General features: G+C 67.1%; 17 protein-coding genes and 1 pseudogene. 10 read left to right on the top strand and 8 right to left on the bottom strand.

Features of this window, described 5'->3' with window-relative positions; genetic code table 11:
* Window positions 1-182: 182 nt before the first annotated feature.
* Entirely contained in the window at window positions 183-1,121 is a 939-nt protein-coding gene (locus ACH438_RS00160; RefSeq protein ID WP_396999453.1) for a diacylglycerol/lipid kinase family protein, read from the bottom strand.
* 228 nt (window positions 1,122-1,349) lie between these two features.
* Here ACH438_RS00160 and ACH438_RS00155 point away from each other — a divergent pair, with 228 nt between their 5' ends.
* A complete protein-coding gene (locus tag ACH438_RS00155) occupies window positions 1,350-1,778 on the top strand; it encodes a hypothetical protein (RefSeq protein ID WP_397000673.1) in 429 nt (142 codons plus the stop codon).
* Between the two features lie 95 nt (window positions 1,779-1,873).
* Here the strand turns inward: ACH438_RS00155 and ACH438_RS00150 are convergent, their stop codons facing one another.
* From ACH438_RS00150 to ACH438_RS00135, 4 genes and pseudogenes are all read right to left on the bottom strand, one after another.
* Window positions 1,874-2,353, bottom strand: coding sequence for a GNAT family N-acetyltransferase (locus ACH438_RS00150; protein ID WP_396999451.1), 480 nt, complete (start codon window positions 2,351-2,353; stop codon window positions 1,874-1,876).
* Window positions 2,354-2,363: 10 nt separating this feature from the next.
* The gene (locus ACH438_RS00145; RefSeq protein ID WP_396999449.1) at window positions 2,364-2,966 is read right to left on the bottom strand and encodes an acid phosphatase; all 603 of its coding nucleotides are present in this window, start codon (window positions 2,964-2,966) and stop codon (window positions 2,364-2,366) included.
* A gap of 66 nt (window positions 2,967-3,032) precedes the next feature.
* Window positions 3,033-4,253 carry a PQQ-binding-like beta-propeller repeat protein gene (locus tag ACH438_RS00140; RefSeq protein WP_396999447.1) on the bottom strand — a complete coding sequence of 407 codons (1,221 nt, stop codon included), beginning with the start codon at window positions 4,251-4,253 and terminating at the stop codon, window positions 3,033-3,035.
* Window positions 4,254-5,950: 1,697 nt separating this feature from the next.
* A pseudogene (locus tag ACH438_RS00135) lies at window positions 5,951-7,537 on the bottom strand (DEAD/DEAH box helicase); the annotation flags it as partial.
* 469 nt (window positions 7,538-8,006) lie between these two features.
* Here ACH438_RS00135 and ACH438_RS00130 point away from each other — a divergent pair.
* The 3 genes from ACH438_RS00130 to ACH438_RS00120 all read left to right on the top strand — a co-directional run bounded on the left by ACH438_RS00130 (window position 8,007) and on the right by ACH438_RS00120 (window position 10,220).
* Window positions 8,007-9,062: an alpha/beta fold hydrolase gene (locus ACH438_RS00130; RefSeq protein WP_396999445.1), complete on the top strand. Its 1,056-nt coding sequence runs from the start codon at window positions 8,007-8,009 to the stop codon at window positions 9,060-9,062.
* A gap of 114 nt (window positions 9,063-9,176) precedes the next feature.
* Window positions 9,177-9,878: a ferritin-like fold-containing protein gene (locus ACH438_RS00125; RefSeq protein ID WP_396999443.1), complete on the top strand. Its 702-nt coding sequence runs from the start codon at window positions 9,177-9,179 to the stop codon at window positions 9,876-9,878.
* Window positions 9,879-9,992: 114 nt separating this feature from the next.
* Entirely contained in the window at window positions 9,993-10,220 is a 228-nt protein-coding gene (locus ACH438_RS00120) for a DUF3107 domain-containing protein (RefSeq protein WP_396999441.1), read from the top strand.
* A gap of 94 nt (window positions 10,221-10,314) precedes the next feature.
* Here the strand turns inward: ACH438_RS00120 and ACH438_RS00115 are convergent, their stop codons facing one another.
* A complete protein-coding gene (locus ACH438_RS00115) occupies window positions 10,315-10,980 on the bottom strand; it encodes a TetR/AcrR family transcriptional regulator (RefSeq protein ID WP_396999439.1) in 666 nt (221 codons plus the stop codon).
* Between the two features lie 382 nt (window positions 10,981-11,362).
* Here ACH438_RS00115 and ACH438_RS00110 point away from each other — a divergent pair, with 382 nt between their 5' ends.
* The 3 genes from ACH438_RS00110 (at window position 11,363) to ACH438_RS00100 (ending at window position 14,786) form a co-directional block, all read left to right on the top strand.
* Window positions 11,363-12,406 carry a DUF3152 domain-containing protein gene (locus ACH438_RS00110; RefSeq protein WP_397000671.1) on the top strand — a complete coding sequence of 348 codons (1,044 nt, stop codon included), beginning with the start codon at window positions 11,363-11,365 and terminating at the stop codon, window positions 12,404-12,406.
* A 116-nt stretch (window positions 12,407-12,522) separates the two neighbouring features.
* Window positions 12,523-13,707: an adenylyltransferase/sulfurtransferase MoeZ gene (gene moeZ / locus ACH438_RS00105; RefSeq protein ID WP_396999437.1), complete on the top strand. Its 1,185-nt coding sequence runs from the start codon at window positions 12,523-12,525 to the stop codon at window positions 13,705-13,707.
* Window positions 13,708-13,934: 227 nt separating this feature from the next.
* On the top strand, window positions 13,935-14,786 hold the full coding sequence (locus ACH438_RS00100; RefSeq protein WP_396999435.1) for a TIGR02569 family protein: 852 nt from the start codon (window positions 13,935-13,937) through the stop codon (window positions 14,784-14,786).
* A gap of 139 nt (window positions 14,787-14,925) precedes the next feature.
* Here ACH438_RS00100 and ACH438_RS00095 read toward each other — a convergent pair whose 3' ends face one another.
* Complete coding sequence (locus ACH438_RS00095; protein ID WP_396999433.1) at window positions 14,926-16,263, bottom strand: MFS transporter; 1,338 nt, start codon at window positions 16,261-16,263, stop codon at window positions 14,926-14,928.
* A gap of 344 nt (window positions 16,264-16,607) precedes the next feature.
* Window positions 16,608-17,279 (bottom strand): FadR/GntR family transcriptional regulator, encoded by a 672-nt coding sequence (locus tag ACH438_RS00090; RefSeq protein WP_396999431.1) that lies wholly within the window; start codon window positions 17,277-17,279, stop codon window positions 16,608-16,610.
* Window positions 17,280-17,344: 65 nt separating this feature from the next.
* Here ACH438_RS00090 and ACH438_RS00085 point away from each other — a divergent pair, with 65 nt between their 5' ends.
* From ACH438_RS00085 to nirB, 3 genes are all read left to right on the top strand, one after another.
* Entirely contained in the window at window positions 17,345-18,634 is a 1,290-nt protein-coding gene (locus ACH438_RS00085) for a CynX/NimT family MFS transporter (RefSeq protein WP_396999429.1), read from the top strand.
* Window positions 18,635-18,797: 163 nt separating this feature from the next.
* Complete coding sequence (locus tag ACH438_RS00080) at window positions 18,798-20,288, top strand: nitrate/nitrite transporter (RefSeq protein ID WP_396999427.1); 1,491 nt, start codon at window positions 18,798-18,800, stop codon at window positions 20,286-20,288.
* Between the two features lie 25 nt (window positions 20,289-20,313).
* Window positions 20,314-22,878 carry a nitrite reductase large subunit NirB gene (gene nirB, locus ACH438_RS00075; RefSeq protein ID WP_396999425.1) on the top strand — a complete coding sequence of 855 codons (2,565 nt, stop codon included), beginning with the start codon at window positions 20,314-20,316 and terminating at the stop codon, window positions 22,876-22,878.
* Window positions 22,879-22,931 lie beyond the last annotated feature (53 nt).

Genomic DNA, 22,931 nt, shown 5'->3' with positions numbered 1-22,931 from the left:
TGTTTCCGCACGGTTGCTTGTGAATGCTTTCACGAACACCGTAGATGTCAAGAGATACACAGTGCACCGTGGGGAAGCTCACGCTGTAAGACCCCTACATGGGGGGTCTGCCGTGTCATTTGTACTCGCTCTAGCCGGTTTTCGCAGCACAACAGCGATGTTTCTCAGGTGTGTCGAGCTTGCTAGGGCTTCGGCGCGACCACCTCGAGGATATCCGGGACGGCTGTGAAATTCACCATGTTGCGCCGGCCGATGAAGTCGCCGTCGATTTGCAACCCGATGGGCCGCTCGGACTCGATCAACACGCCCGGAACATCGTCCTCGCGAAACAATTTGTGGCCCTTGGGATCTCCATTGGCGATCAGCAACTGCCGGGTGAGGAGGAGGGTGGACAGGATGCCCATGGTGCGCATGGCAAACACTCCGAGACCCGTTTCGAAGCTGGTCCCCGGGTTGGTGACCACGGGCGTGTTGTCGAGGTATGTCCATGGACTCGCGTTGGTTACGAACGCGTAGTGCACATCCGTGATCGGTTCGTGACCGGGAATCGTCAGACGTACCTGCGGGGCATGCCGTTTGGTGCGGAAGAACTGTTTCACCGTGGTGCGCACATAGCGGGTCGGAGTCGCGGGCTTACCGTTCGCGCGCTTCGCGTCGATGGCCTCGCACACATCCGCGTCGAGGCCGACGCCGGCGCTGAAGGTGAACCAGCGGTCATCGGCGACGCCCAGTCCGATGCGGCGATCGGCCTCGTCGCGCAGCAGATCGATGAGCTGATTGGTGGCGGTCACCGGATCCGGTTCGATGCCGAGCGAGCGCGCGAACACATTCGCGGAACCGCCCGGAATGATCCCCAGCCGCGGCAGCCATTCCCGCTGTCGCGCACCCGGCAGCGGCAGAAAACCATTGATGGTTTCGTTCACGGTGCCGTCGCCGCCGTGCACCACGATCAAATCCATCCGGGTGTCCGCGGCCCACTGCGCCAATTCGGCCGCGTGCCCCCGATGCTCGGTCTGCACCACGGTCAATTCCGTGCGGCTTTCCAGCGCGTGCGCAAGCAGATCGCGAGTGGACCGAGTGGTCGATGTGGCATTCGGGTTCACGATCAGCAACGTCCGCACAGCGTCTATCTTGCCTCCGCTTCGCTCCGGCGGGTTCGCGGCCCCGATGTCTCGTTCTTCCCTCCTCCACTTCGCTCCCCCGCTCCAAGGCGGAGGTCTATCAAGCCGCAGTCCAGAACGAGACGGCCGCGAACCATTAAGGGCCACTTCAGGAGTAGTTCTGCGCAGTGCGAGTGCGCTCCCGACTACGCGCGGTCGTAGGCTATCGCCGTGGCTGAGGAGAATGGCGTGGCCGAGGGAAACGACGGCGGCAAGGATGTCGCGGCGGTCGTGCCGAACACCATCCGGGCGGCGGGCGCGCTGACCGCGTTCGAGGGCACGGTCGGCGTGGTGGTGGCGATCGTGTTCATCGTGCGTGCGGCGACGGGCGCCGACCAGCATGTGGTGAACGGTTACGGGACCGCGGCGTGGCTGGCGATTCTCGGCGGCGCGGTGCTCGCGGCGGGTATCGGGCTTTTCGTCGGTAAGCGGTGGGGTCGCGCCATCGCCGTCATCGCGAATCTGCTGTTGCTGCCGCCGGCCTGGTACATGATCACTTCGCATCAGCCGTTCTTCGGGATTCCGCTGGGGCTGATCGCGATCGCCGGACTGGTGTGTCTTTTCGCGCCGCCGTCGAGCCGGTGGATGGCCGCCGGGTACGAATTCTCGGGCGAATAGATCATTTCGGGACAGCCCCGCTGCAGTGATTCTGCAGTAGCTCGTAAAGCCCGCTGAATGGCTCACTGCCGCGTTTTCGGGGCTGTCCGGACCTTCTAGTCGTCCGCGTGTGACGCCAGACGCGCGAGTGCCGCGCCGGAGAGCCGGTATCCGGTCCACTCGTGCTGATGCTCGGCGCCGATGGATTCGTAGAAATCGATCGACGGCGTGTTCCAGGTGAGCACCGACCAGTCGACGCGTGCGTAACCCTGCTCGACCGCCTCCCGGGCCAGCGCGGCCAGCAGGTCCCGGCCGAGACCGCGGCCCCGGGCCTCCGGCTGCACGAACAAGTCCTCCAGGAAGATGCCGTGCACGCCCTTCCAGGTGCTGTAGTTCAGGAACCAGATGGCGCAGCCGACCACGCCCTGATCCGATTCGGCCACATGCGCGTACAACGCCGCGCGCGGGCCGAACAGCGCCGTCTCCAGCTGTTTCGCGGTGAGGGTGCATTCGTCGCGCGCCTTCTCGTATTCGGCGAGGTCGTAGACGAGTTGCACGAGCGCGGGAATGTCGGCGGGGGTGGCGCGGCGGATCATCGGGGTCCTTTCAGAGATCGTCGAGATGGGCGATGAGGTTGTGCGCCCGCAGGGTTCGGGCGTCGTGCTCGTGGCCCAGCAGGCTGATGCCCGCGGTGGACATGAAGAACCGCTGTCCCTGGCACACGTCGAATTCCAGCCAGCGGGCGATGAGGGCGCGGGAGAAGTGCCCGTGCCCGACCAGCACCACATCCCGATCCCGCAGTGCGGGTTCGACTTTCGCGAGCATCCGGTCGGCGCGGGCGGTCACCTGCGCGGCGGATTCACCGCCGGGGACGACGCCCTTCCAGATGGTCCAGCCGGGATCCTGCTCGCGGATCTGCGCGGTGGTGAGGCCCTCGTAGTCGCCGTAATCCCATTCGGCGAGATCCTCGTCGGTGCGGTCGGCGGGGATGCCGGCCAGTTCCGCGGTGTGCACGGCGCGCTGCCGGGGGCTGGATATCACCAGCGGATCGCGCAATTCCAGCCCGGCGATGATCTTCCCGGCCTCCCGCGCCTGCACTTCACCGGTCGCGGTGAGGGGGAGATCGGTGCGGCCGGTATGCCTGCCGTTCGCGGACCACTCCGTTTCCCCGTGCCGCAACAACACCAACCGGAACTCGCCACCGCTCATGCAAGCGATCATGCCGGACGCCCGTGACACCCGTGCGGTCCGGCCCCTGCCGTGCGCCGTGCCGCGTCAGGAGCCCAGCGCGTACATGGCATTGCCGCGGCGTTCCAGCACGATCGAGCCGACCACGGACAGGGTGATGGGCTCATTGTGATAGTTGCTGCGCTGCACCGGGATTCGAGCGGTCTGCACGCCGGTGGCGGGATCCAGCGCGGCCAGCCCGTCGGGCACCGGCACCAGCACCTTGCCGGCCATCAGGGCTGGCGTGCCGAGCACATGCTGCACACCCCACAGCGGGTCGAAAGTGGTGGAGTTCAACGCGATCAGAGTGTCGCCGGTGAAAACGAAGTACGCGTTCGCGATATGCGCGACCAGTGCGTTGTCGGCCATCGGCGCCGTGAGCGCGTGGGTGCCGATGAGATTGCCGGACACGTCGTACACCGCGAATTCCGGTGGCGTGCCGGAGGTTCCGGGCAGATACACCAGCACCCGGCTGTCCGAGGCCGCGAGCACCCGCGCGCCGTTGATCGCGCCGCCGGGCTCGTTGAGCACCTGCGAACTGTATTCCTCCGGAACCGTGCCGTCCTTCGGCGCCGGATTCTGAATCGTGAGCCGGTCCGCGTTCTCCTTGGGACACCGTTCCAGCACCGCCAGCCGGCTCGGTGCCGAGGCGGCCGACAACAGCGTGCACCCGGTGCGCGGCTGCGTATGCGGATTCACCGGAGCGTCGACGTACCCGTATTCGAGCGTGCGCACCAGATCCGAGCGCCACATCTCCAGCCGATTGTCACCGAGCGCCAGCATGTAGGTCCCGTCCGGCGCCAGCGACACATGATCGTCCATATAACTGGACCGCGCCGCCAGCCGAGTCCCGGTCTCCGCGTTCAGAAGCGTGGTCTGACTGCATCCACGCTCATCCCGATACGTGGCGATAACCGTCCCGAACTGCACCTCCGCCGCACACAACGGCAGCTCCCGCTCGTACTTCCACACCTGCTGCCCGGTCTGCGGATCCCGCCCGGTAACGGTCCCGCCATCCGCGGTAACCGCCACCGCCCCCACCGAAAGCGCCCGCCCGGCCACCCCATCCGCCTGCTGCCACAACTCGTGCAACTCGGTAGGCAACGCGGTCGCCGGAGCCGGCGCAGCCAACGTCTGCGCCGCGGGCACCGACTCCGTCCCCCGGACATCGCTGTCCCACACAATGACCACTATCGCGATGGCCACCAGAGCGGCGATCGCGACAGCGGTGAGAATATCGGCGCGTGTCCGCCGCTCGGGTGCGAGCACGACAGCGAGACTAGCCGATCCACCCCCCGACGCCGAGGCCCCAACCCGAACCCCACCACCCCGGCCCATTCCCAGCCCCAGGTCACCGCCCCGGTTCCCGCCATCCTCCGCCACAGCCGAACAGTCAGTGCGGCGGACACCGATTCGGCCCTGCGGATACTGCTGTGCCACCCCGCAATGAGCATCGCCCGCCGCAACGGCTTCGAGGAGCCGGTGCGGCGGGCGATGGGTCTTTTCCGTTATGCCGAGGCTGCGACTGCCTCGTCGGCTGTCACGCCGGCGCTCACGGCCTTGCTGCGGGTCCGCTTCTTCGGCTTCTCGGCAACGGGTTCGGCCGGGGCCGCCTCCGTGGTGGCGGCTTTGCGTGCCGTCCGCTTCTTCGGGGCGGCCGGCACGGCCTCCGCCGCTTCGGTGGACGCCTCGGCGGCCTTGGCGCGGCTCGCGCGCTTCTTCGGCGCGGCCTTGGCCTCGGCCGTAACCTCTACGGCCGCAGTCCCGTTCACCGTGGTGTCCGCGGCGGCAGCCTTGGTGGTCCGAGTGCGCTTGCGCGGGGCCGGGGCAGCTTCCTGTCCGGCGTCCGCCACCACAGTCGGCTCGCTCGCCGCGGCGGTGTCGGCCGTGGCCTTGCTGGTCCGCTTGCGCGGGGCGGCCTTCGGCGCCTCGGCGGTGGCCGAGTCCTCCGTCGCTACGGCCGTCGCGTCCGGGGATCCGGCGGTGCGGCGGGCGCGCTTCTTCGGTGCGGCCTCAGCGGCAACGGCTTCCGGCGCGGCAGCCTCAGCCGAGGCGTTCACAACTTCGGCCGCAGCGGTGGTGCTGCGAGTGCGCTTGCGCGGTGCGGCCTTCGGTGCGTCGACGGTGTCAGCTGCCGAAACGCCTTCGGTCGATGCTTCGACAGTCGTCGCATCCGCTGCTCCCGCGGCTCGCCGAGCGCGTTTCCGCGGTGCGGGAGCCTCGGCAACGGCAGGCCCGGCGAGGTCGGCCGTGGTGTCCGCGGTCTCGGCCGCGCCGGTGGTCGCTTCGGCTGCCGCCTTGCGGGTCCGCTTGCGCGGGGCCTCGGCCTCGGTGGCAGCCGGTGCGGTGGCCGTGTCGGTCGTGGCTTCCGAGGCTGGCTCGGCCGTCTTGGCGCGGCGGGTGCGCTTGCGCGGTGCCTCGGTGGTCGCGACCGAATCGTCGGCGGCGGGGCCGTTGCCGGCGGCCGTCGCGGTGGCATCGGTCACGGCCGAACCGTTGGCGGCCGCGGTGGCCGTGCTCGGTGCGTGGGTGTCCGGTGCGTGCGAGAAGAGCGACGTCTGCACGCCGACTGCGCCGTTAACCGCGACGGTCGCACCGTTCGTGGCGTCAGCCGAGCCCTTGGTGCGGCGGGTGCGCTTGCGCGGGGCCTCGGTGATGGAATCCGTTTCGGCGGAAACCTTTTCGGAGTTCACCACTGCCGCATCGGCGATCACGGCCGGTGCTTCGGTCGCGGCCGACGCTGTGGCCGTGTTCGCGGTGGAAACCTCAGCCTGGCCGTCAGTGGTCGAAACCTCGTCCCGGCGGGTGGCATCGGCGTCGCTGCGCGACTCGACGGTGCCGTCGGCGTCCGTCTGGCCGCGGCCGCCACGGCGGTTGCGGCGACGGCGACGGCCGCCTTCGGTGTTGCCGTTGGCCTCGTTGCCGTTGTCCTCGATGGCCGGATTCTGCTGTGCCGCTTCGGTATTCGAAGTCGTCTCGGCAGTGCCGTTGGTGACCGCGGCGGTGTTGTCGCCGGCGCCCTTGCCGCGGCGGCGACGGCGGCGACGGCGGCCGGGCTTGTCTTCGTCGGCCGAATCACCTTCGGAGACAGGGGATCCGGTGGTTTCGAGGACGGCTGCTTCGCCGTCGAGCGGGCGGCCACCGCGGGTGCGGCGGCGGCCGCGGTCGCGGGGGGCGCGGGATTCGCGCTCGACCACGACGGCGTCGTCGTCGCGTTCGGGCTTGCGCTTGCGCAGGACGCCGGTGATGCCCTCGGGGATGCCGAGTTCGGCGTAGAGGTGCGGGGAGCGGGAGTAGGTTTCGACCGGCTCGGGGATCTTCAGGTCGAGGGCGGCGTCGATGGAGGCCCAGCGCTTGAGTTCGTCCCAGTCCACCAGGGTGATGGCGACACCGGCGCGGCCCGCGCGGCCGGTGCGGCCGATGCGGTGCACGTAGGTCTTCTCGTCCTCGGGGCACTGGTAGTTGACGACGTGGGTGACGTCGTCGATATCGATGCCGCGGGCGGCGACGTCGGTGGCGACGAGGACGTCGATCTTGCCTTCGCGGAACTTCTTGAGCGCCTTCTCGCGGGCGATCTGCCCGAGGTCGCCGTGTACCGCGCCGACGGCGAAGCCGCGTTCGGCGAGATCGTCGGCGACCTTCTGCGCGGTCCGCTTGGTGCGCGCGAAAATCATGGTGGCGCCGCGGGTTTCGGCCTGCAGGATGCGCGCGATGAGTTCGCTCTTGTCCAATGCGTGTGCGCGATAGACGAATTGCTCGATGCGGTCGTGCACGGCCGAATCGTGCGGTTCTTCCGCGCGAATGTGTGTGGGCCGGTTCAGGAATGTCCGTGCCAGCGTGATGATCGGGCCCGGCATGGTGGCCGAGAACAGCATGGTCTGCCGCTGGTCGGGAACCATGTTGAGGATGCGCTCGATATCGGGCAGGAAGCCCAGGTCGAGCATTTCGTCGGCCTCGTCGAGCACCAGCACCTGGACCTTGCCCAGGATCAGATGCTGCTGTTCGGCCAGGTCCAGCAGTCGTCCCGGCGTGCCGACGACGACGTCGACGCCGCGGCGCAGGGCCTCGATCTGCGATTCGTAGGGCCGGCCGCCGTAGATGGCGGTGACGCGCAGCGGTGTGCCGTCGGCGGCCTTCACGTGCTTGGCGGCGTTCTCCAGGTCGGAGGTGACCTGTACGCACAGCTCACGGGTGGGCACGATGACCAGTGCCCGCGGGGTGCCGTCGAGTGCGATGGTGCCGGAGCTGCCGGTGCTGATCCGATGCAGCAGTGGCACACCGAATCCGAAGGTCTTGCCCATGCCGGTGCGGGCCTGTCCGATGAGATCCTCACCGGCCAGTGCGAGCGGCAGGGTGAGTTCCTGAATCGCGAAGGTGCGTTCGATGCCCATTTCGGCGAGTGCGCGCACGATTTCGGGGCGCACATTCAGTTCGGCGAAGGTGGGGGCGGTGTGGGTTTCGTCGAGCTCCGCGGTGAGCAGCGTGTCCGCCACGCCCGGTTCCGGCTCTACGGTGATCTTGCTCAGGGTTCTTGCCTTTCCTCGTGATCGCATCTCGCGCGCACGAGGTGTGGGGCGGACCGGCCGGTCCGCGACGACCACTGATCCGTTGTCGCGCCGCTGCGGGATGCCTTTCCGGGATCGTCCTGGGCCGGGCATCGACCTGGCGCGGCGTGCAGTGCTGCGGATCGGAGTGCGCGCACATTTTCCGTGGACTACGGCCATCGGCCCGGGTTCACCGTGTCTGGGGCAAACTCGTTCGGGCGAAATTTTCGCTGTCCGCGGAGATTGTAGCGTGATAGATACTTCGCCCTGTTTTCCGCCACCGTAATTGCCGGGCATTATTGCGCTGGTAGGGGTGGAAATCGAACGTTCGGGCGAGTGGGGTGCGGGACTTCGCATCTCCGTTAAGGATTGCGGCGCACCGTAATTCGCAGCAGGATGCAGCCTGGGCGAGTGTGCGGAGAGTTGGATTGCTCACATATGTGTTACAAGGTGTAGCAGTATGTGCGAAGTTGTGCGGGTGAGCTTGGCAGACACCGTGAGCACCGCCGCGCGCAATGCTGTGACATCAGCACGCAATGCGTGGGCTCTTACCTTCGGCGACGGTATCGCCGACCCCGAACCCACCCCCTCGACCGTGCTGCACGATGCCCCGCATCGCGAGCTGCGCCGCTACGACGGCGCGAGCGCCGACGCCCCGGCCGTGCTGCTGGTGCCGCCGCTGGCCGCGCCCGCCTTCTGTTTCGATCTGCGCCCCGATCAGAGCCTGGCCCGGTTCCTGCTGGACACCGGCCGCGCCCCCTACCTGGTCGACTACGGCGACATCACCTTCGAGGACCGCCGCATGGGCTTCGAGGACTGGGTGGACGACATCCTGCCCGAGGCCATCCGCCAGGTTTCCGCCGATCGCGGTGGCCGCCCGGTGGATCTGGTGGGCTGGTCGATCGGCGGCGTGCTCGCCCTGCTGACCGCGGCCGCGGATCAGGCCCTGCCGATCCGTTCCGTCACCGCGGTCGGCGCCCCGCTGAGCTACGACCACATGGTCGGCGTGCGCGAGCTGCGCGCCCTGACCTGGCTGGACGGCGGCTGGACCGCCACCGCCGCGATCCGCGCGGCGGGCGGCGTCTCGGCGCGCCTCACCCGTATCGCCTATCGCGCGACCGCGTGGGAGCGAGAACTCAAGCGCCCCTTCTTCATTGCGAGCAATCTCGCGGATACGGCGACGCTGGCCCGGATGGAGACCATCGACCGGTTCCAGAATTCGCTGCCGGGTTATCCGGGCCGGTTCTACAACCAGTTGTGGAGCCGTTTCATGCTGGAGAACGATATCGGCAAGGGCGTCGTGCACCTGGGTGAACGGGAGATCGCCGTCGCCGATGTGACCGTCCCGGTGCTGCTGGTCGGCGGCCCCAATGACGTGATCACCGCGGCCGCCGCGGTCAAGCACGGTCTGAAGACGCTGACCGGTTCGCCGGATGTGCGCTACGAGACCGCTCCGGGTTCGCATCTCGGCATTCTCACGGCCCGCGAGACCACCTGGACGTACCTGGACAAGTTCCTGCGCGACCAGGCCTGAGCCGTACACGAAAAACACAGTGGCGCATGGTTTTCCGTGCGCCCCGGGATTACGCCGCGGGTGTCGTCGCCGATGGGTGAATGCGCACGTCCGGGGCGGGCTAGGGTGGGACCCATGGGAGCAAATTCGCCTACCGCGCTGGGCGCCGAGCCGGAATCTGCTGACGGCAAGATCGCCGCCGCGCACCCCGGAGTGACCGATCTGTTCGCGGTGCTCGCCTATGGCGAGATCTCCGCCTTCTACCGTCTGGCCGAAGAGGCGAAACTCTCGCCGTCGCTGCGCGGCAAGGTGGCCGTCGCCAAGATGGCCGCCAATGAGATGGCCCATTTCCACACCCTCGAGCAGGCGCTGGCGGATCGTGGCGCGGAGGTGTTCGACGCCATGGCGCCGTTCGTGCGCGCCCTGGACGCCTATCACGCCTCCACCGACCCCTCCACCTGGCTGGAGTCGATGGTCAAGTTCTATGTCGGTGACGGTATCGCCGCCGACTTCTACACCGAGATCGCCGGCGCCCTGGCTCCCGAGGTCGCCGACGTGGTGCGCGATGTGCTGGCCGAGACCAGTCACTCCGAGTTCGTGATCGAGGAGGTGCGCACCGCCGTCTCCCAGAACCGCTCCGAGCGCGACCGCCTCACCCTGTGGGGCCGCCGTCTGCTGGGCGAGGCGATCACCCAGGCCCAGTACGTGATGGCGCAGCGCGACGACCTCACCGAGCTGGTGCTCACCGCGACCGGTGATCTGAACGGCATCGCGACGCTGTTCGAGCACATGCAGGACAGTCACGCCGAGCGCATGCGGCAGCTCGGTCTGGGCTAGGCCGTTCGCGGTGGCGGTCGTTCGCTGAGAGCGCACGGCCGTCGGTGCCGGTACCGCGGCGCGCTCGACTAGCCTGATCAAGACAGCACAGGACTCTAGGTTCGGAGGTTGGCCGTGGAGGTCAAGATCGGTATTTCGGATAGCCCGCGTGAGCTCGTGATCAACAGCTCGCAGACCCCTGCCGAGGTCGAGGCGCTCGTCGCCGGTGCTTTCCAGGGTGAGGGCGGCGTCGTGTCGCTCACCGACGAGAAGGGCCGCAAGTACCTGATCCAGGCTTCGAAGGTCGCCTATGTGGAGATCGGCACCCCGTCCTCGGGTCGCGTCGGCTTCGCGGCTGTCTGATAGACGAACAAGATTGGCCCGCCGAGGTTCTCGGCGGGCCATTTCTTTTTGTCCGATTCGCTGTCCGATTCGATTCAGCGAGAGTGCTTATAGCTCAATCGATCGGGTGCAGCGGCACATTCTTGAGCCCACCCCAGCACAGCGAGACGGTCGTGTCGACGGCCTCTTCCTTGGGGATGGGGCGATCGGCCTCGAGCCAGTAGCGCGCGCTGAACTGGCTGGCGCCGACGAGCCCGACGGCGAGCACGCGGGCGCGGTAGGGGTCCAGGCCGGAGTCGTGCGCGACGAGGTCGAAGACGGCGTCCACGCAGGCCTCGGTGGCCTGTTCGACGCGGCGTTGCACCTGCGGCTCATTGGTGAGGTCGGATTCGAAAACCAGTCGGAAACCCTGGGTTTCGTGGTCGACGAAGTCGAAGTAGGCCTGTACGGCGGCGCGGACGCGCTGCTTGTTGTCGGTAGTGGAGCGCAGCGCCTGCCGCACGCTCGACACCAGGGCGTCGACGTAGTTCTGCAGCACGGCCAGGTACAGCTCGAGTTTGCTCGAGAAGTGCTGGTACAGCACGGGTTTGCTGACTCCCGCACATTGGGAGATTTCGTCCATTCCGGAGGCGTGGTAGCCGCGTAGCACGAAAACCTCGCTCGCCGCGGCGAGTAGCTGTGCGCGGCGCGCCTCGCGGGGCAGGCGGGTGCCGCGCTTGCTCGGCGCCATGGCCTCGGACGACATGCGATGGCTAGTCATCCGGTCCACGAGGTCAGTCATTCCGATCTCCCAGTCGATTCCCGGTAGGAAGGAGGTCACCGGGGGTATCTCCCGAACGATACTCGCTCGTGGGTCCGGTGCCGATCCTGGTTCCGAATATTTGGTGTGCTGAATCTTGTCGATCCGCACAATGCCGTGGCCGCTCGCTCAGTGCTGTCGGCAGTGTGGTTGCCGCAACCGATTATGCGAGGCCGATCACACTTGTGTAGCACATGTGCCGATTTGTGAGGTGTACCCCATTCGCGTGAGATATCTCGCAGGGAGTCGAGTAGGGGTGTCGGGACCGGACCCTCGCCCCACGTGGCGACGGGCATTCTGTGAGAGTCTGATGGGCGTGAAGCGCCGAGGTAGACCCACCGGGCCGATCTACGATCCGCTCGGTATGTACTCCGCGGACAGCGCACCGCAGACCGGCCCGTCGGTTCCTTCTCTGGTCGAAGATCCACCTCCCGGAGACGACCGCCTGCCGCTGCCGCATCAGCCGCTGCGGGCCAGCTGGGACCCGACCGCGATACCGGAAGGCGGCAACGGCCGCCCGCGCCCGGAACGCGAGACCAAGAAACAGAGCGGGCTCGGCAGATTCGTCTCCACCTACGGCTGGCGCGCCTACGCCCTCCCGGTCCTGCTGGTGGTCACCGTGCTGGTGGCCTGGGACGCCTTCAGCGGCCACGGCGGCACCGGTTCCGGCGTTCCCGGCTTCGGCCGGCTGAGCGACCACACGGACAAACCGACCGGCATTGTCGGCGGCCTGCCACCCAAGGGCGACGGCGTCTTTCCCTCGAACCTGCCCGCGGGCGCGGTTCCGGGCGGCGGCCCCTACACCGATACCGCCGCCGGCACTTGGCATGTGGTCCCCGGCAGTACCGGGCAGATCGGGCAGGGCACCGAACACGTCTTCGCGTACACGATCGAGGTCGAGGACGGCGTGGACACCTCCAGCCTCGGCGGCGACGACGCGATCGGCCGCATGGTCGACGCCACCCTCGCGAATCCCAAGTCCTGGACGCATGATCCGCGTTTCGGCTTCCGCCGCATCGACCACGGCAATCCGGACTTCCGCATCTCGCTGACCTCCCGCGACACCACGCGCAAGTCGTGCGGCTTCGAAATCCCCATCGACTCTTCCTGTTTCAATGCCGATATCGGCCGGGTCGTGCTGTCCGAAGTGCGCTGGGTGCGTGGCGCATTGGCCTTCGAGGGCGATGTCGGTTCCTACCGCCAGTACCAGATCAATCACGAGGTGGGGCATGCCATCGGCTACCACCAGCATCAGCCCTGTGAGACCGACGGCGGCCTGGCGCCGGTGATGATGCAGCAGACCTTCGGCACCCGGAACAACGACATCGCCAAACTCGATCCGGAGGGCGTCGTCCCGATGGACGGCAAGACCTGCAAGTTCAACCCCTGGCCCTATCCCCGCGCCTGACCCTGGCCGGATTCCGCCTGCCCGCCCGGAATAGGCTGGGGAAGAACGGCCCGAGCCGCGGTGTTGCACAGATCTGCCGCGAGTATTCGGCGAATTCGATTGAGGAGTCCGCAGACGTGTCATCGCATCAGTCCCTGCCGCCCCTGGTGGAGCCGGCCGCGGAGCTGACCCGGGACGAGGTCGCCCGCTACAGCCGTCACCTGATCATCCCGGATCTCGGGGTGGACGGGCAGAAACGTTTGAAGAACGCCAAGGTGCTGGTGATCGGTGCGGGCGGGCTGGGTTCCCCGGCACTGCTGTACCTGGCCGCCGCCGGAGTGGGCACCCTGGGCATCGTCGAGTTCGACGAGGTGGATGCCTCGAATCTGCAACGGCAGATCATTCACGGCGAATCCGATATCGGCCGGTCCAAGGCCGACAGTGCGCGCGAGTCGATTCTGGAGATCAACTCCGGAATCAACGTGGTGCTGCACAAGATTCGCCTGGAACCCGAGAACGCGATCGAACTGTTCGAGCAGTACGACCTGATCGTGGACGGCACCGACAACTTCGCCACCCGCTACTTGGTCAACGATGCCGCCGTGCTGGCGCACAAGCCGTACGTGTGGGGCTCGATCTACCGCTTCGAGGGTCAGGTCTCCGTCTTCTGGGAGGACGCCCCCGACGGTCGCGGCATCAACTACCGCGACCTCTACCCCGAGGCCCCGCCGCCGGGCATGGTCCCCTCCTGCGCCGAGGGCGGCGTGCTGGGCGTGCTGTGCGCGTCGATCGGTTCGATCATGGTGACCGAGGCGATCAAGCTGATCACCGGTATCGGCGACCCGCTGCTGGGCCGCCTCATGGTCTACGACGCACTCGATATGACCTACCGGACCATCAAGCTGCGCCGCGATCCGGCCCGGCAGCCGATCACCGAACTCATCGACTACGACGCCTTCTGCGGTGTGGTCTCCGAGGAGGGCCAGGCCGCCGCGATCGGTTCGACGATCACCGCGCGCGAGCTCAAGGAGATGCTCGACGCGGGCAAGGATGTCGCGATCATCGATGTGCGGGAACCGGTCGAGTGGGACATCGTCCGTATAGACGGGGCGACATTGATCCCCAAGGACCGCATCCTCTCCGGTGAGGCGCTGGCGGAGTTGCCGCAGAATCGTCCGATCGTGTTGCACTGCAAGACCGGCATCCGTTCGGCCGAGGCTTTGGCCGCGCTCAAGCGGGCCGGTTTCTCCGATGCCACGCATTTGCAGGGCGGCATCATCGCCTGGGCCAACCAGGTCGATTCCTCGCTACCGGTGTACTGATTCCGGCCGCGGCGATCACGACACGCCGCAAGCCGGAAAAGCTGGCTGAGCACCGAATACTGAGCGACGATTGCCAAAGTTGGCGACTGATTTCGTAACGATTCGGGTAACTCACCGGGTACCGGATAAATCGGGTACGAGTTCAACCGCCGGTCGCCACCGGAAATGGCCACGGCATACGGGTCTGGCCTCGAGTCGCGGAGAGGCGGGACAGGACGCGCGTGACCATGACTGCTGTGGAACCTCCGGAGCATGTGCGTGCGACCTTCGGGCTGCGCGAGGAAGTGCCGGTTCCGCTCGGGAACTGGGACGGCGGGTGGCGCTGCGGGGACGTGGTGCTGAGCCCGGTGACCGATCACGCGCGCGCCGCGTGGTCGGCCAAGGTCCGGGAAGGCATCCGGGTGGACGGGCTACGCCTGGCCCGCCCCGTGCGGGCCACTGACGGCCGCTATGTCGTATCCGGTTGGCGCGCGGACACTTACCTCGAAGGCGTGCCCGAACCCCGGCACGACGAAGTGGTGTCCCTATCCCTGCGCTTGCATCAAGTGACCGCGAAGCTGGAGCGCCCGCGCTTCCTCGCGCAACCGCCGATCGCGCCCTGGGTGGATGTGGATGTGTTCGCCGCCGCGGATCGGGCCGCGTGGGAAGCGGTTCCGCTGCGCAGTCTCAAGATGGGCGGCATGCTGCCCGCCACCTCGCCGGACGGTGATCGCAGCCTGCATCTGATCACCCAGTTGTCCACGCTGCGTAAACCGGTGACGACGCCCGCGCAGCTGGTGCACGGCGATCTGTTCGGAACCGTGTTGTTCTCCGGTTCTTTCGCGCCGGGCCTGACCGATATCACCCCGTACTGGCGTCCCGCGCCGTGGGCGGCCGCGGTGATCGTGGTGGATGCGCTGTCCTGGGGTGGCGCGGACGAGGGTCTGCTGGAGCGCTGGGGTGATCTGCCGGAATGGTCGCAGATGCTGGTGCGCGCGGTCATGTTCCGGCTGGCGGTGCATGCCCTGCACCCGCGTTCGACGCCGGAGGCGTTCCCCGGTCTCGCGCATACGGCGGACATGATCCGGTTGGCGCTCTAGAGATTTCGGGAGTTCATGAAAGCGCTGTCGCGCCGCAGCGGATGAGTTTCGCTCGGCGCGACAGCCTTCCGGGGATCCGAGGGCGCGAGACCTCGAATGCCCCTGGCTCGGTTGGGGAGTCGGACAGGTCCGGTAGGCGTCAGACGTTCGCGTGAGCCAGCGAGGGAGCGCGGCCGATTGCGAAGGATGAGCGCAGGTAGAACCACCAGGTGAACGCGCCCATCACCAGAAAGGCCACGGCGTAGGCCCAGAAAGCTGGCGCCATGCTGCCGAAGTGGCTGTTGGACAGGCGCAATGCCTGCTGCAGTACCCAGCCGCCGCCCGCGCCTACCGCGCCGATAACCCCGATCGCGGCACCCGCCTGGCGTTTGGCGGAGGCGGCCGCGCTGGAGGGGGCCTGGCCGAGTTCGCTGGCGCGCCGCCTGGCCTCGGCGCCGAAGATCATGGGGATCATTCGGTAGGCAGACCCGTTCCCGATGCCGGTGAGAACGAAGAGCAGCAGGAACGACAGCAGATAAAGCGGGAAGTTCTTGATGGACAGTGAGGCCATGATCAGTGCGATACCCAGCGCCATCCCGCCGAACACGTAGAAGGTGATCTTGGCGCCGCCGACCTTGTCACCGATCCAGCCGCCGAACGGGCGGCTGAAGGAACCTACGAAGGCTCCGAGGAAGGCCAGGTTGCCCAGAGTGCTCATCCAGCCGATCTTGGCCAGCTCGGGGAAGTTGGCCTTCAGCAGCGTGGGGAAGGCGAAGGAGAAGCCGATGAACGATCCGAAGGTTCCGACGTAGATGAAGGCCATCACCCAGGTGTGCCTGTTGCTCAGCGCCAGTCGGTAGGACTCACCGTCGGACTTGGCGTGGCTGATGCTGTCCATGCAGCGCAATGCGCCGGTCATCGCGACCAGGATGAACGGTACCCATACCAGCACCGACAGCGTGATGCCGAGCCGGTAGCCGGCGGGGTCCTTCGCCAGTAGGTGGGTGCCGAGGGTGATGATCAGCGGCACGATGAGCTGGGTCTGCGCGACTCCCATATTGCCGCCCGCCGCATTGATGCCGAGCGCGGTGCCCTTCTTGCCCTCCGGGTAGAAGAAGTTGATGTTGGCCATCGAAGAGGAGAAATTTCCACCGCCCACGCCGGCGAGGGCGGCGAGCAGCATGAACACCCACATCGGCGTGCCCGGCTGGTTCACGAACCAGACGAGTCCCAGGGTCGGGAACAGCAGCATGCCCGCGCTGAACACGGTGAACGCCCGTCCGCCGAATTTCGGGATGGCGAACGTGTATGGCACGCGCAGCGCCGAACCCACGAGGGTGGGGGTGGAGGTGAGCCATAGGGCGTTGCTCACTGCGGTCGGGTCGCCCTTCCCGAGTCCTGCGAGGAAGCCGAATCCGGCCGCGCCCATGGCGGTGACGACACTTCCCCAGATGACCCAAATGCTGAAGCCGAGATTCTCGGCGAAGACGGAGAACATCAGGTTCTTACGGGCTGTTTGTTTTCCTCCGTTTTCCCAGAATTCATTGTTGTCGGGTTCCCAGTGATCGATCCACCGGCCCCGCCTCTGATAAGTGATTGACGTGGGTGGAGCTTCAGTGGCTGTCATGCGTAACTTTCCTCTCGAGCCCTCGACCGCCCTCATCGCTGCTCTCGGCCACGGAAAGTCTTCCGGGGTAAGGGCGTTGCGGTCGCATCAACGTTACGAACCCGGGTTTACAAAGGAAATATCTTCGATGACGACTGCGGGAAATTCAGCTCACGTCTGGACGCGCACCGTGGTGACCTTTCGGTTACCCGGCGGATTCGGTGCTCGCGGGTGGTTCAGCGGGTCTCGGGGAACTCTCCGATGAGCCGGGCGAGGAAGCAATTGGCCGCGCGCGCAGCGCCTTCCGAGTCGCCGTCGACGATGGTGCGCACCAGTTCCTCGTGCTCCTCGTGGTACTCCTCGCCCGCGCGGGTGGAGCGGGAGCGGATGACGGCCTCGATGACCGGCAGCAGCGAATCGTAGAACTCCAGGTATACCGCGTTGTGGCTGGCGACCACGATGGCGCGGTGCAGTTGCACATCGGCCTCGATGGCGGCTTCGATATCGGTGTCCCAGTTGACCCGTCGTTCCTCGAGCAGTCGTTCGAGTTCGGCGACATCGGCCTCGTCGCGGCGGCGGGCGGCGAGGGCGGCGGCGGTGGTGTCGAGGGCGCGGCGCAGTTCGAGGACATCGTGCTGCTGGGCGTCGGCGAAGTACTCGGTGAGAGTGCCGCCGAGGGTGGAGGTGGAGATGACGTAGGTGCCCGAGCCCTGCCGGCGTTCCACCATGCCCGCGTGCACGAGGGCCTGGACGGCCTCGCGGACGGTATTCCGGCCGGTGCCGGTGAGCTCGGTGAGTTCCGGCTCGGTGGGGATACGCGATCCGACGGCCCAACGGCCGGAACGGATTTCGTCTCGAAGCTGCTCGGTCACCTGCGCGATGAGGCTCGTACGCCGGACTGGTTGCACGGGAGACAGCGTACCGTGCCTCACATTCTTTGCATCACATCATCGGGTCATCCTATGATTTTCGGGTGACTGCGACGATTGATTCGATGACGGCCTCCGAGCGGGGCCGCACTGCTGCCCCCGGACACACCCTGTCCGGCGGGCACATCCGATCCAGGCGCGCCCTCGTCGAGGGGCGGCTGCTCGTGCTCGCCGCCATCCTCATGTCCGCGCTCACCCTGCGTGTCGCCGTCACCGCCTTCACCCCGCTGGCCAAGCAGATCGGCCAGGACATCGGCTATTCCACCGCCGTCGTCGGTGTGTTCGGCATGATCCCGACCGCCATGTTCGCCCTGGCGGGCCTGATCACCCCGATCCTGACCCGCCGCCTCGGCCTGGAGGCGACCGCGCTGACCGCCATGCTGCTGACCGGCGTCGGCTCGGCCGTGCGCGCGATCGTCCCCGACACCTGGGAGCTGCTGCTCTTCTCCGCCCTGGCGCTGTCCGGCATGGGCATCGGCAATGTGGTGATCCCGCCCCTGGTGAAGCGCTACTTCTCCGACAAGCTGGCGCTGCTGTCCTCGCTCTACATCGTGGCGGTCCAGCTGGGCACCGTGCTGCCGGCCATGGTCACCGTCCCGGTCGCGCAGGCGCACGGCTGGCGGATCTCGCTGGGCATGTGGGCGGTGCTGGCCTTCGTGGCCGCGCTGCCCTGGCTGGCGGTACTCCGGGTGCGCAAGGACGCGGCCCTGGCCGACACCACCGAAATGCCCGCGGAGGCAGCGGAATCCACCGGCAAGGTGTGGAAGTCGCCGCTGGCGTGGGGCATGGCCTTCATGTTCGGCATGACCTCGCTGATCACCTATTCGCTGTTCGCGTGGATGCCCACGATCTTCACCGAGGCGGGCGCGAGCGCGGGCTTCGGCGGCAGCATGGTCGGCCTGTTCGCGCTGTTCGGCCTGGGTGCGGCGCTCGCCGCGCCGATGGTGGTGGGCCGCATGAAGAATCCGTTCCCGATCGTGATCGGCTGCGCCGTCTTCTTTCTCGCCGGTTTCGCGGGTCTGCTGATCGCGCCCATGAGCGTGCCGCTGCTGTGGGTGCTGTTCCTGGGCCTGGGCCCGTCGACCTTCCCGATGGCGCTGACGCTGATCAACCTGCGCACCCGCACGGGTGCCGGGTCGGCGGCGCTGTCCGGCTTCACGCAGGGCGTCGGCTACACCGTGGCGTGTGTCGGCCCGCTGCTCTTCGGTGCGCTGCACTCGATGACCGGCGGCTGGCTGGCGCCCTTCGCCTTCCTGGTGGTGGCGGTGGTCGTGCTGCTGGTGGGCGGCTGGCTGGCGTGCAAGCCGCAGCTGCTCGAAGATACCTGGAACTGATCACGAAACTCACACAGCTCGCGCAGGTCCGGTGAGGTTTCTCCCTTCTCACCGGACCTGTTCGCGATAGGTGAGCAACCGTTGATTCAACGGTCATCGGTCGCAGCATTGCGGCAATACCCGTTACCTACGTTGGGGTCATCCGAAATTCAGGAGGCCCGCCTTGAAGCTGCTGACGCGCAATCGCGACATCGAACACTGGGATGCCGAAGACGTCGTGGCATGGGAGAACGGCGGTAAGGAGATTGCCCGCCGCAATCTGATCTGGTCGGTGTTCGCCGAGCATGTCGGGTTCTCGGTGTGGTCGATCTGGTCGGTCATGGTGCTGTTCATGCCGGCCGCCACCTTCCATATCGATCCGGCCGGGAAATTCTTCCTGGGCGCGATGCCGACGCTGGTCGGCGGCTTCATGCGGATTCCGTACACCGTGGCCACGGCCCGGTTCGGTGGCCGCAACTGGACCATCGTGAGCGCCCTGCTGCTGCTGATTCCGACGCTGCTGACGCTGTACTTCATGAATCAGCCGGGCACCTCGTACACGACGTTCATGATCGTGGCGGCGTTCGCGGGCCTGGGCGGCGGCAACTTCTCCTCGTCGATGTCCAATATCAATGTCTTCTATCCGCAGCGGCTCAAGGGCTGGGCGCTGGGAGTGAACGCGGGCGGCGGCAATCTCGGGGTGCCGGTGGTGCAGTTGGTCGGGCTGGCGGTCATCGCGGCGCTGGGCAACGCGTACGGCAATGCCTCGGTGGTGTGCCTGGTGTACCTGGCCCTGATCGTGCTGGCGGCGCTGGGTGCGGCGCTCTACATGGACAACGTCAAGAACCAGAAGGCCGACCTGTCCTACATGCTGAAGGCGCTGGGGGTGCCGCAGTCGTGGGCCATCGCGTTCCTCTACATCGGGACCTTCGGTTCGTTCATCGGTTACGGGTTCGCGTTCGGTCAGGTGCTGCAGATCAGTTTCAAGGCCGGCGGTGAGAGCGTCGCGGCGGCCACGCTGCATGCGGCGCAGATCGCGTTCATCGGCCCGCTGCTGGGGTCGCTGGCCCGGCCGTACGGCGGTAAATGGGCGGACCGCCTCGGTGGCAGCAAGGTGACGCTGTACACCTTCGCCGCAATGACTTCCGCGGCCGTGGTGGTGGCGCTGGCGAGCACCATGGGTGATCGCACCGGGAGCCCGAAGGGCGGCGTGCTGCTCGCCATGATCGTCGGCTTCACCTTGCTGTTCGTCATCTCGGGTATCGGCAACGGCGCCGTCACCAAGATCATCCCTTCCGTGTTCGAGGCCAAATCACGTGGCCTGGAAGGTGATTCAGCAGACAAGGCCGCCTGGGCGCGCAATACCTCCGGTGCGCTCATCGGTTTCGTCGGTGCGGTGGGCGCCCTCGGCGGCGTCGGCATCAACCTGGTGCTGCGCTCCTCCTACGCCTCCACCAAGTCCGCTACCACGGCTTTCTGGGTCTTCATGGCCTTCTACGTGCTGTGCGCGGTCGTCTGCTGGGCGGTGTTCATGCGCCGGCCGGGCACGCAGCCGGCCGATCAGACGGCCGCCGGCGCCGATGAGACGTTCGTCATTGCCGAAGCCGAGACCTTGGTATTGCGCGCCGAGGGCGAAAGCCTTGGTGCAGCGGACACTTCGTCGGCGCGAGCCTGACTCGACCACTCCGAAAGGGACCGTCATGACCCACTCGATCGAACGCAGGACCGCGGTTGTCATCGGCCACGGCATGGTCGGGCACCGCTTCGTCGAGGCGCTGCGCTCCCGCGACGAGGCCGGCGCCTGGCAGGTGGTCGTGCTCGGCGAGGAGCGGCTGGCCGCCTACGACCGCGTCGGACTCTCCTCCTACGTGGGCGTCTGGGATGACGCGCATCTCGCGCTGCCGGGCAACGAATACGCCGGCGACGATCTGGTGGATCTGCGCCTGGGCGTGCGCGCCGACAGCATCGACCGCGCCGCCCGCAAGGTGACCACCTCCGCCGGTGACGTGATCGGTTACGACGCACTGGTTCTCGCGACCGGGTCGTACGCCTTCGTGCCACCGGTGCCGGGGCACGACGCGGACGGCTGCTTCGTCTACCGCACGCTCGAGGACCTGGACGGCATTCGCGCGGCGGCCGAGGCGGCCGGGCCGGGCGCGCACGGCATCGTGGTCGGCGGCGGCCTGCTCGGCCTGGAGGCCGCGAATGCGCTGCGCCTGCTGGGCATGACCCCGCACGTGGTCGAGTTCAGCCCGCGGCTGATGCCCGCCCAGGTGGACGAGGGCGGCGGCGCCATCCTCGAGCAGCTGGTGACCGAGCTGGGCCTGCACGTGCACACCGGCGTCGGCACCTCGGCCATCGAAACCGTCACGGACGCACCGGCTGCCGAGCGGTTGAACGTCAAGTTCTCCGATGAGAGCGAAATCCGTGCCGCCCTGGTCGTTTTCGCGGCCGGTATCCGCCCGCGCGATCAGATCGCCCGGGAGGCGGGGCTGGAGATCGGCGCCCGCGGCGGTGTGATCACCGATCTGGGCTTGCGCACCTCGGACCCGAACATCTACGCGGTCGGCGAGGTCGCCGCGGTGGAGGGCGTCTGCTACGGCCTGGTCGCCCCCGGTTACAACACCGCCGAGGTGGTGGCCGACCGCCTGGTGGGCGGCGCGGGCGAGTTCCCGGGCGCGGATCTGTCCACCAAGCTGAAGCTGCTGGGCGTGGACGTCGCCAGTTTCGGTGACGCGCACGGCGTCACCGAGGGCGCGCTGTCGGTAGTGCTGCACGATGCGGCCAAGGGCACCTACGCGAAACTCGTTGTCTCCGATGATGCCAAGACCCTGCTGGGCGGCATCCTGGTCGGTGACGCCACCCAGTATTCGGCGCTTCGCCCGCTGGTCGGCCGCCCGCTGCCCGCCGAGCCGGCCGCGCTCATCTCGCCGGCCGGTGCGGAACTGGGCGCGGACGCGCTGCCCGACGATGCGCAGATCTGCTCCTGCAACAATGTGTCCAAGGGCGCGATCTGCGGGGCGATCGCGGACGGCGCGTGCGATATCGCCGCGGTCAAGGGCTGCACCGGTGCCGGAACATCGTGCGGCGGTTGCGTTCCCATGATCAAGAAGCTGCTGGAGCAGTCCGGTGTGGAGATGTCGAAGGCGCTGTGCGAGCACTTCGGGCAGTCGCGCGCCGAGCTGTTCCACATCATCCAGTCGACCGGTATCCGCACCTTCTCGGCGCTGATCGCCAAGTACGGCAAGGGATCCGGCTGCGATATCTGCAAGCCGACGGTCGCCTCCATCCTGGCCTCCACCTCCAGTGATCACATTCTCGACGGCGAGCAGGCCGCGCTGCAGGACACCAATGATCACTTCCTGGCGAATCTGCAGAAGAACGGCACCTATTCGGTGGTGCCGCGCATGCCCGGCGGTGAGGTGACGGCGGATCAGTTGATCACCATCGGCCAGATCGCCAAGGACTTCGGGCTTTACGTGAAGGTCACCGGTGGTCAGCGCATCGACCTGTTCGGCGCGCGGGTGGAGCAGCTGCCGCTGATCTGGCAGCGCCTGGTCGATGTGGGCATGGAATCCGGTCACGCGTACGGCAAGTCGCTGCGCACGGTGAAGTCCTGCGTCGGGTCGACCTGGTGCCGGTACGGGCAGCAGGATTCGGTGGGCATGGCGGTGCTGCTCGAAAAGCGTTACCGCGGTTTGCGTTCCCCGCACAAGCTGAAGCTGGCGGTGTCGGGGTGCGCGCGTGAGTGCGCGGAGGCGCGCGGCAAGGATGTCGGCGTCATCGCCACCGAGAACGGGTGGAACCTGTACGTGGGCGGCAATGGCGGTCTCAGCCCGAAGCATGCCGTGCTGCTGGCCGGTGAGCTGGACGACGAGACGCTGATCAAGTACATCGACCGCTACCTCATGTTCTACATCCGCACCGCGGACCGGTTGCAGCGCACCGCGCCGTGGCAGGAAGCGCTCGAGGGCGGCATCGACTACCTGAAGGCGGTCGTGTGCGAGGACAGCCTGGGCATCGCGGACGAGCTGGAGGCCGCCATGGCCAAGCATGTCGCGGGCTACAAGGACGAATGGGCCGCCGTCCTCGAGGACGAGGAGAAGCTGTCGCGCTTCGTGTCCTTCGTGAACGCGCCGGACGAGGCCGATCCGACCATCGGTTTCGACGACAGCGGCGAGCGCAAGGTGCCGGTGCTGCTCGGCATCCCCGACATCCCGGTCGGTGTGGCCGATACCGCAATTCCGGCCACGCAGGAGAAATGACAGCTTAACCGCCTGGAAACAGGCCGTCGGTACCAATAAGTAAGGCGTTCGGA

The sequence above is a fragment of the Nocardia sp. NPDC020380 genome (assembly GCF_044386975.1).
GTDB lineage: Bacteria > Actinomycetota > Actinomycetes > Mycobacteriales > Mycobacteriaceae > Nocardia.
The sequence above is the reverse complement of the archived record's forward strand: the minus strand, read 5'-3'. Positions and strand labels throughout refer to the sequence as shown.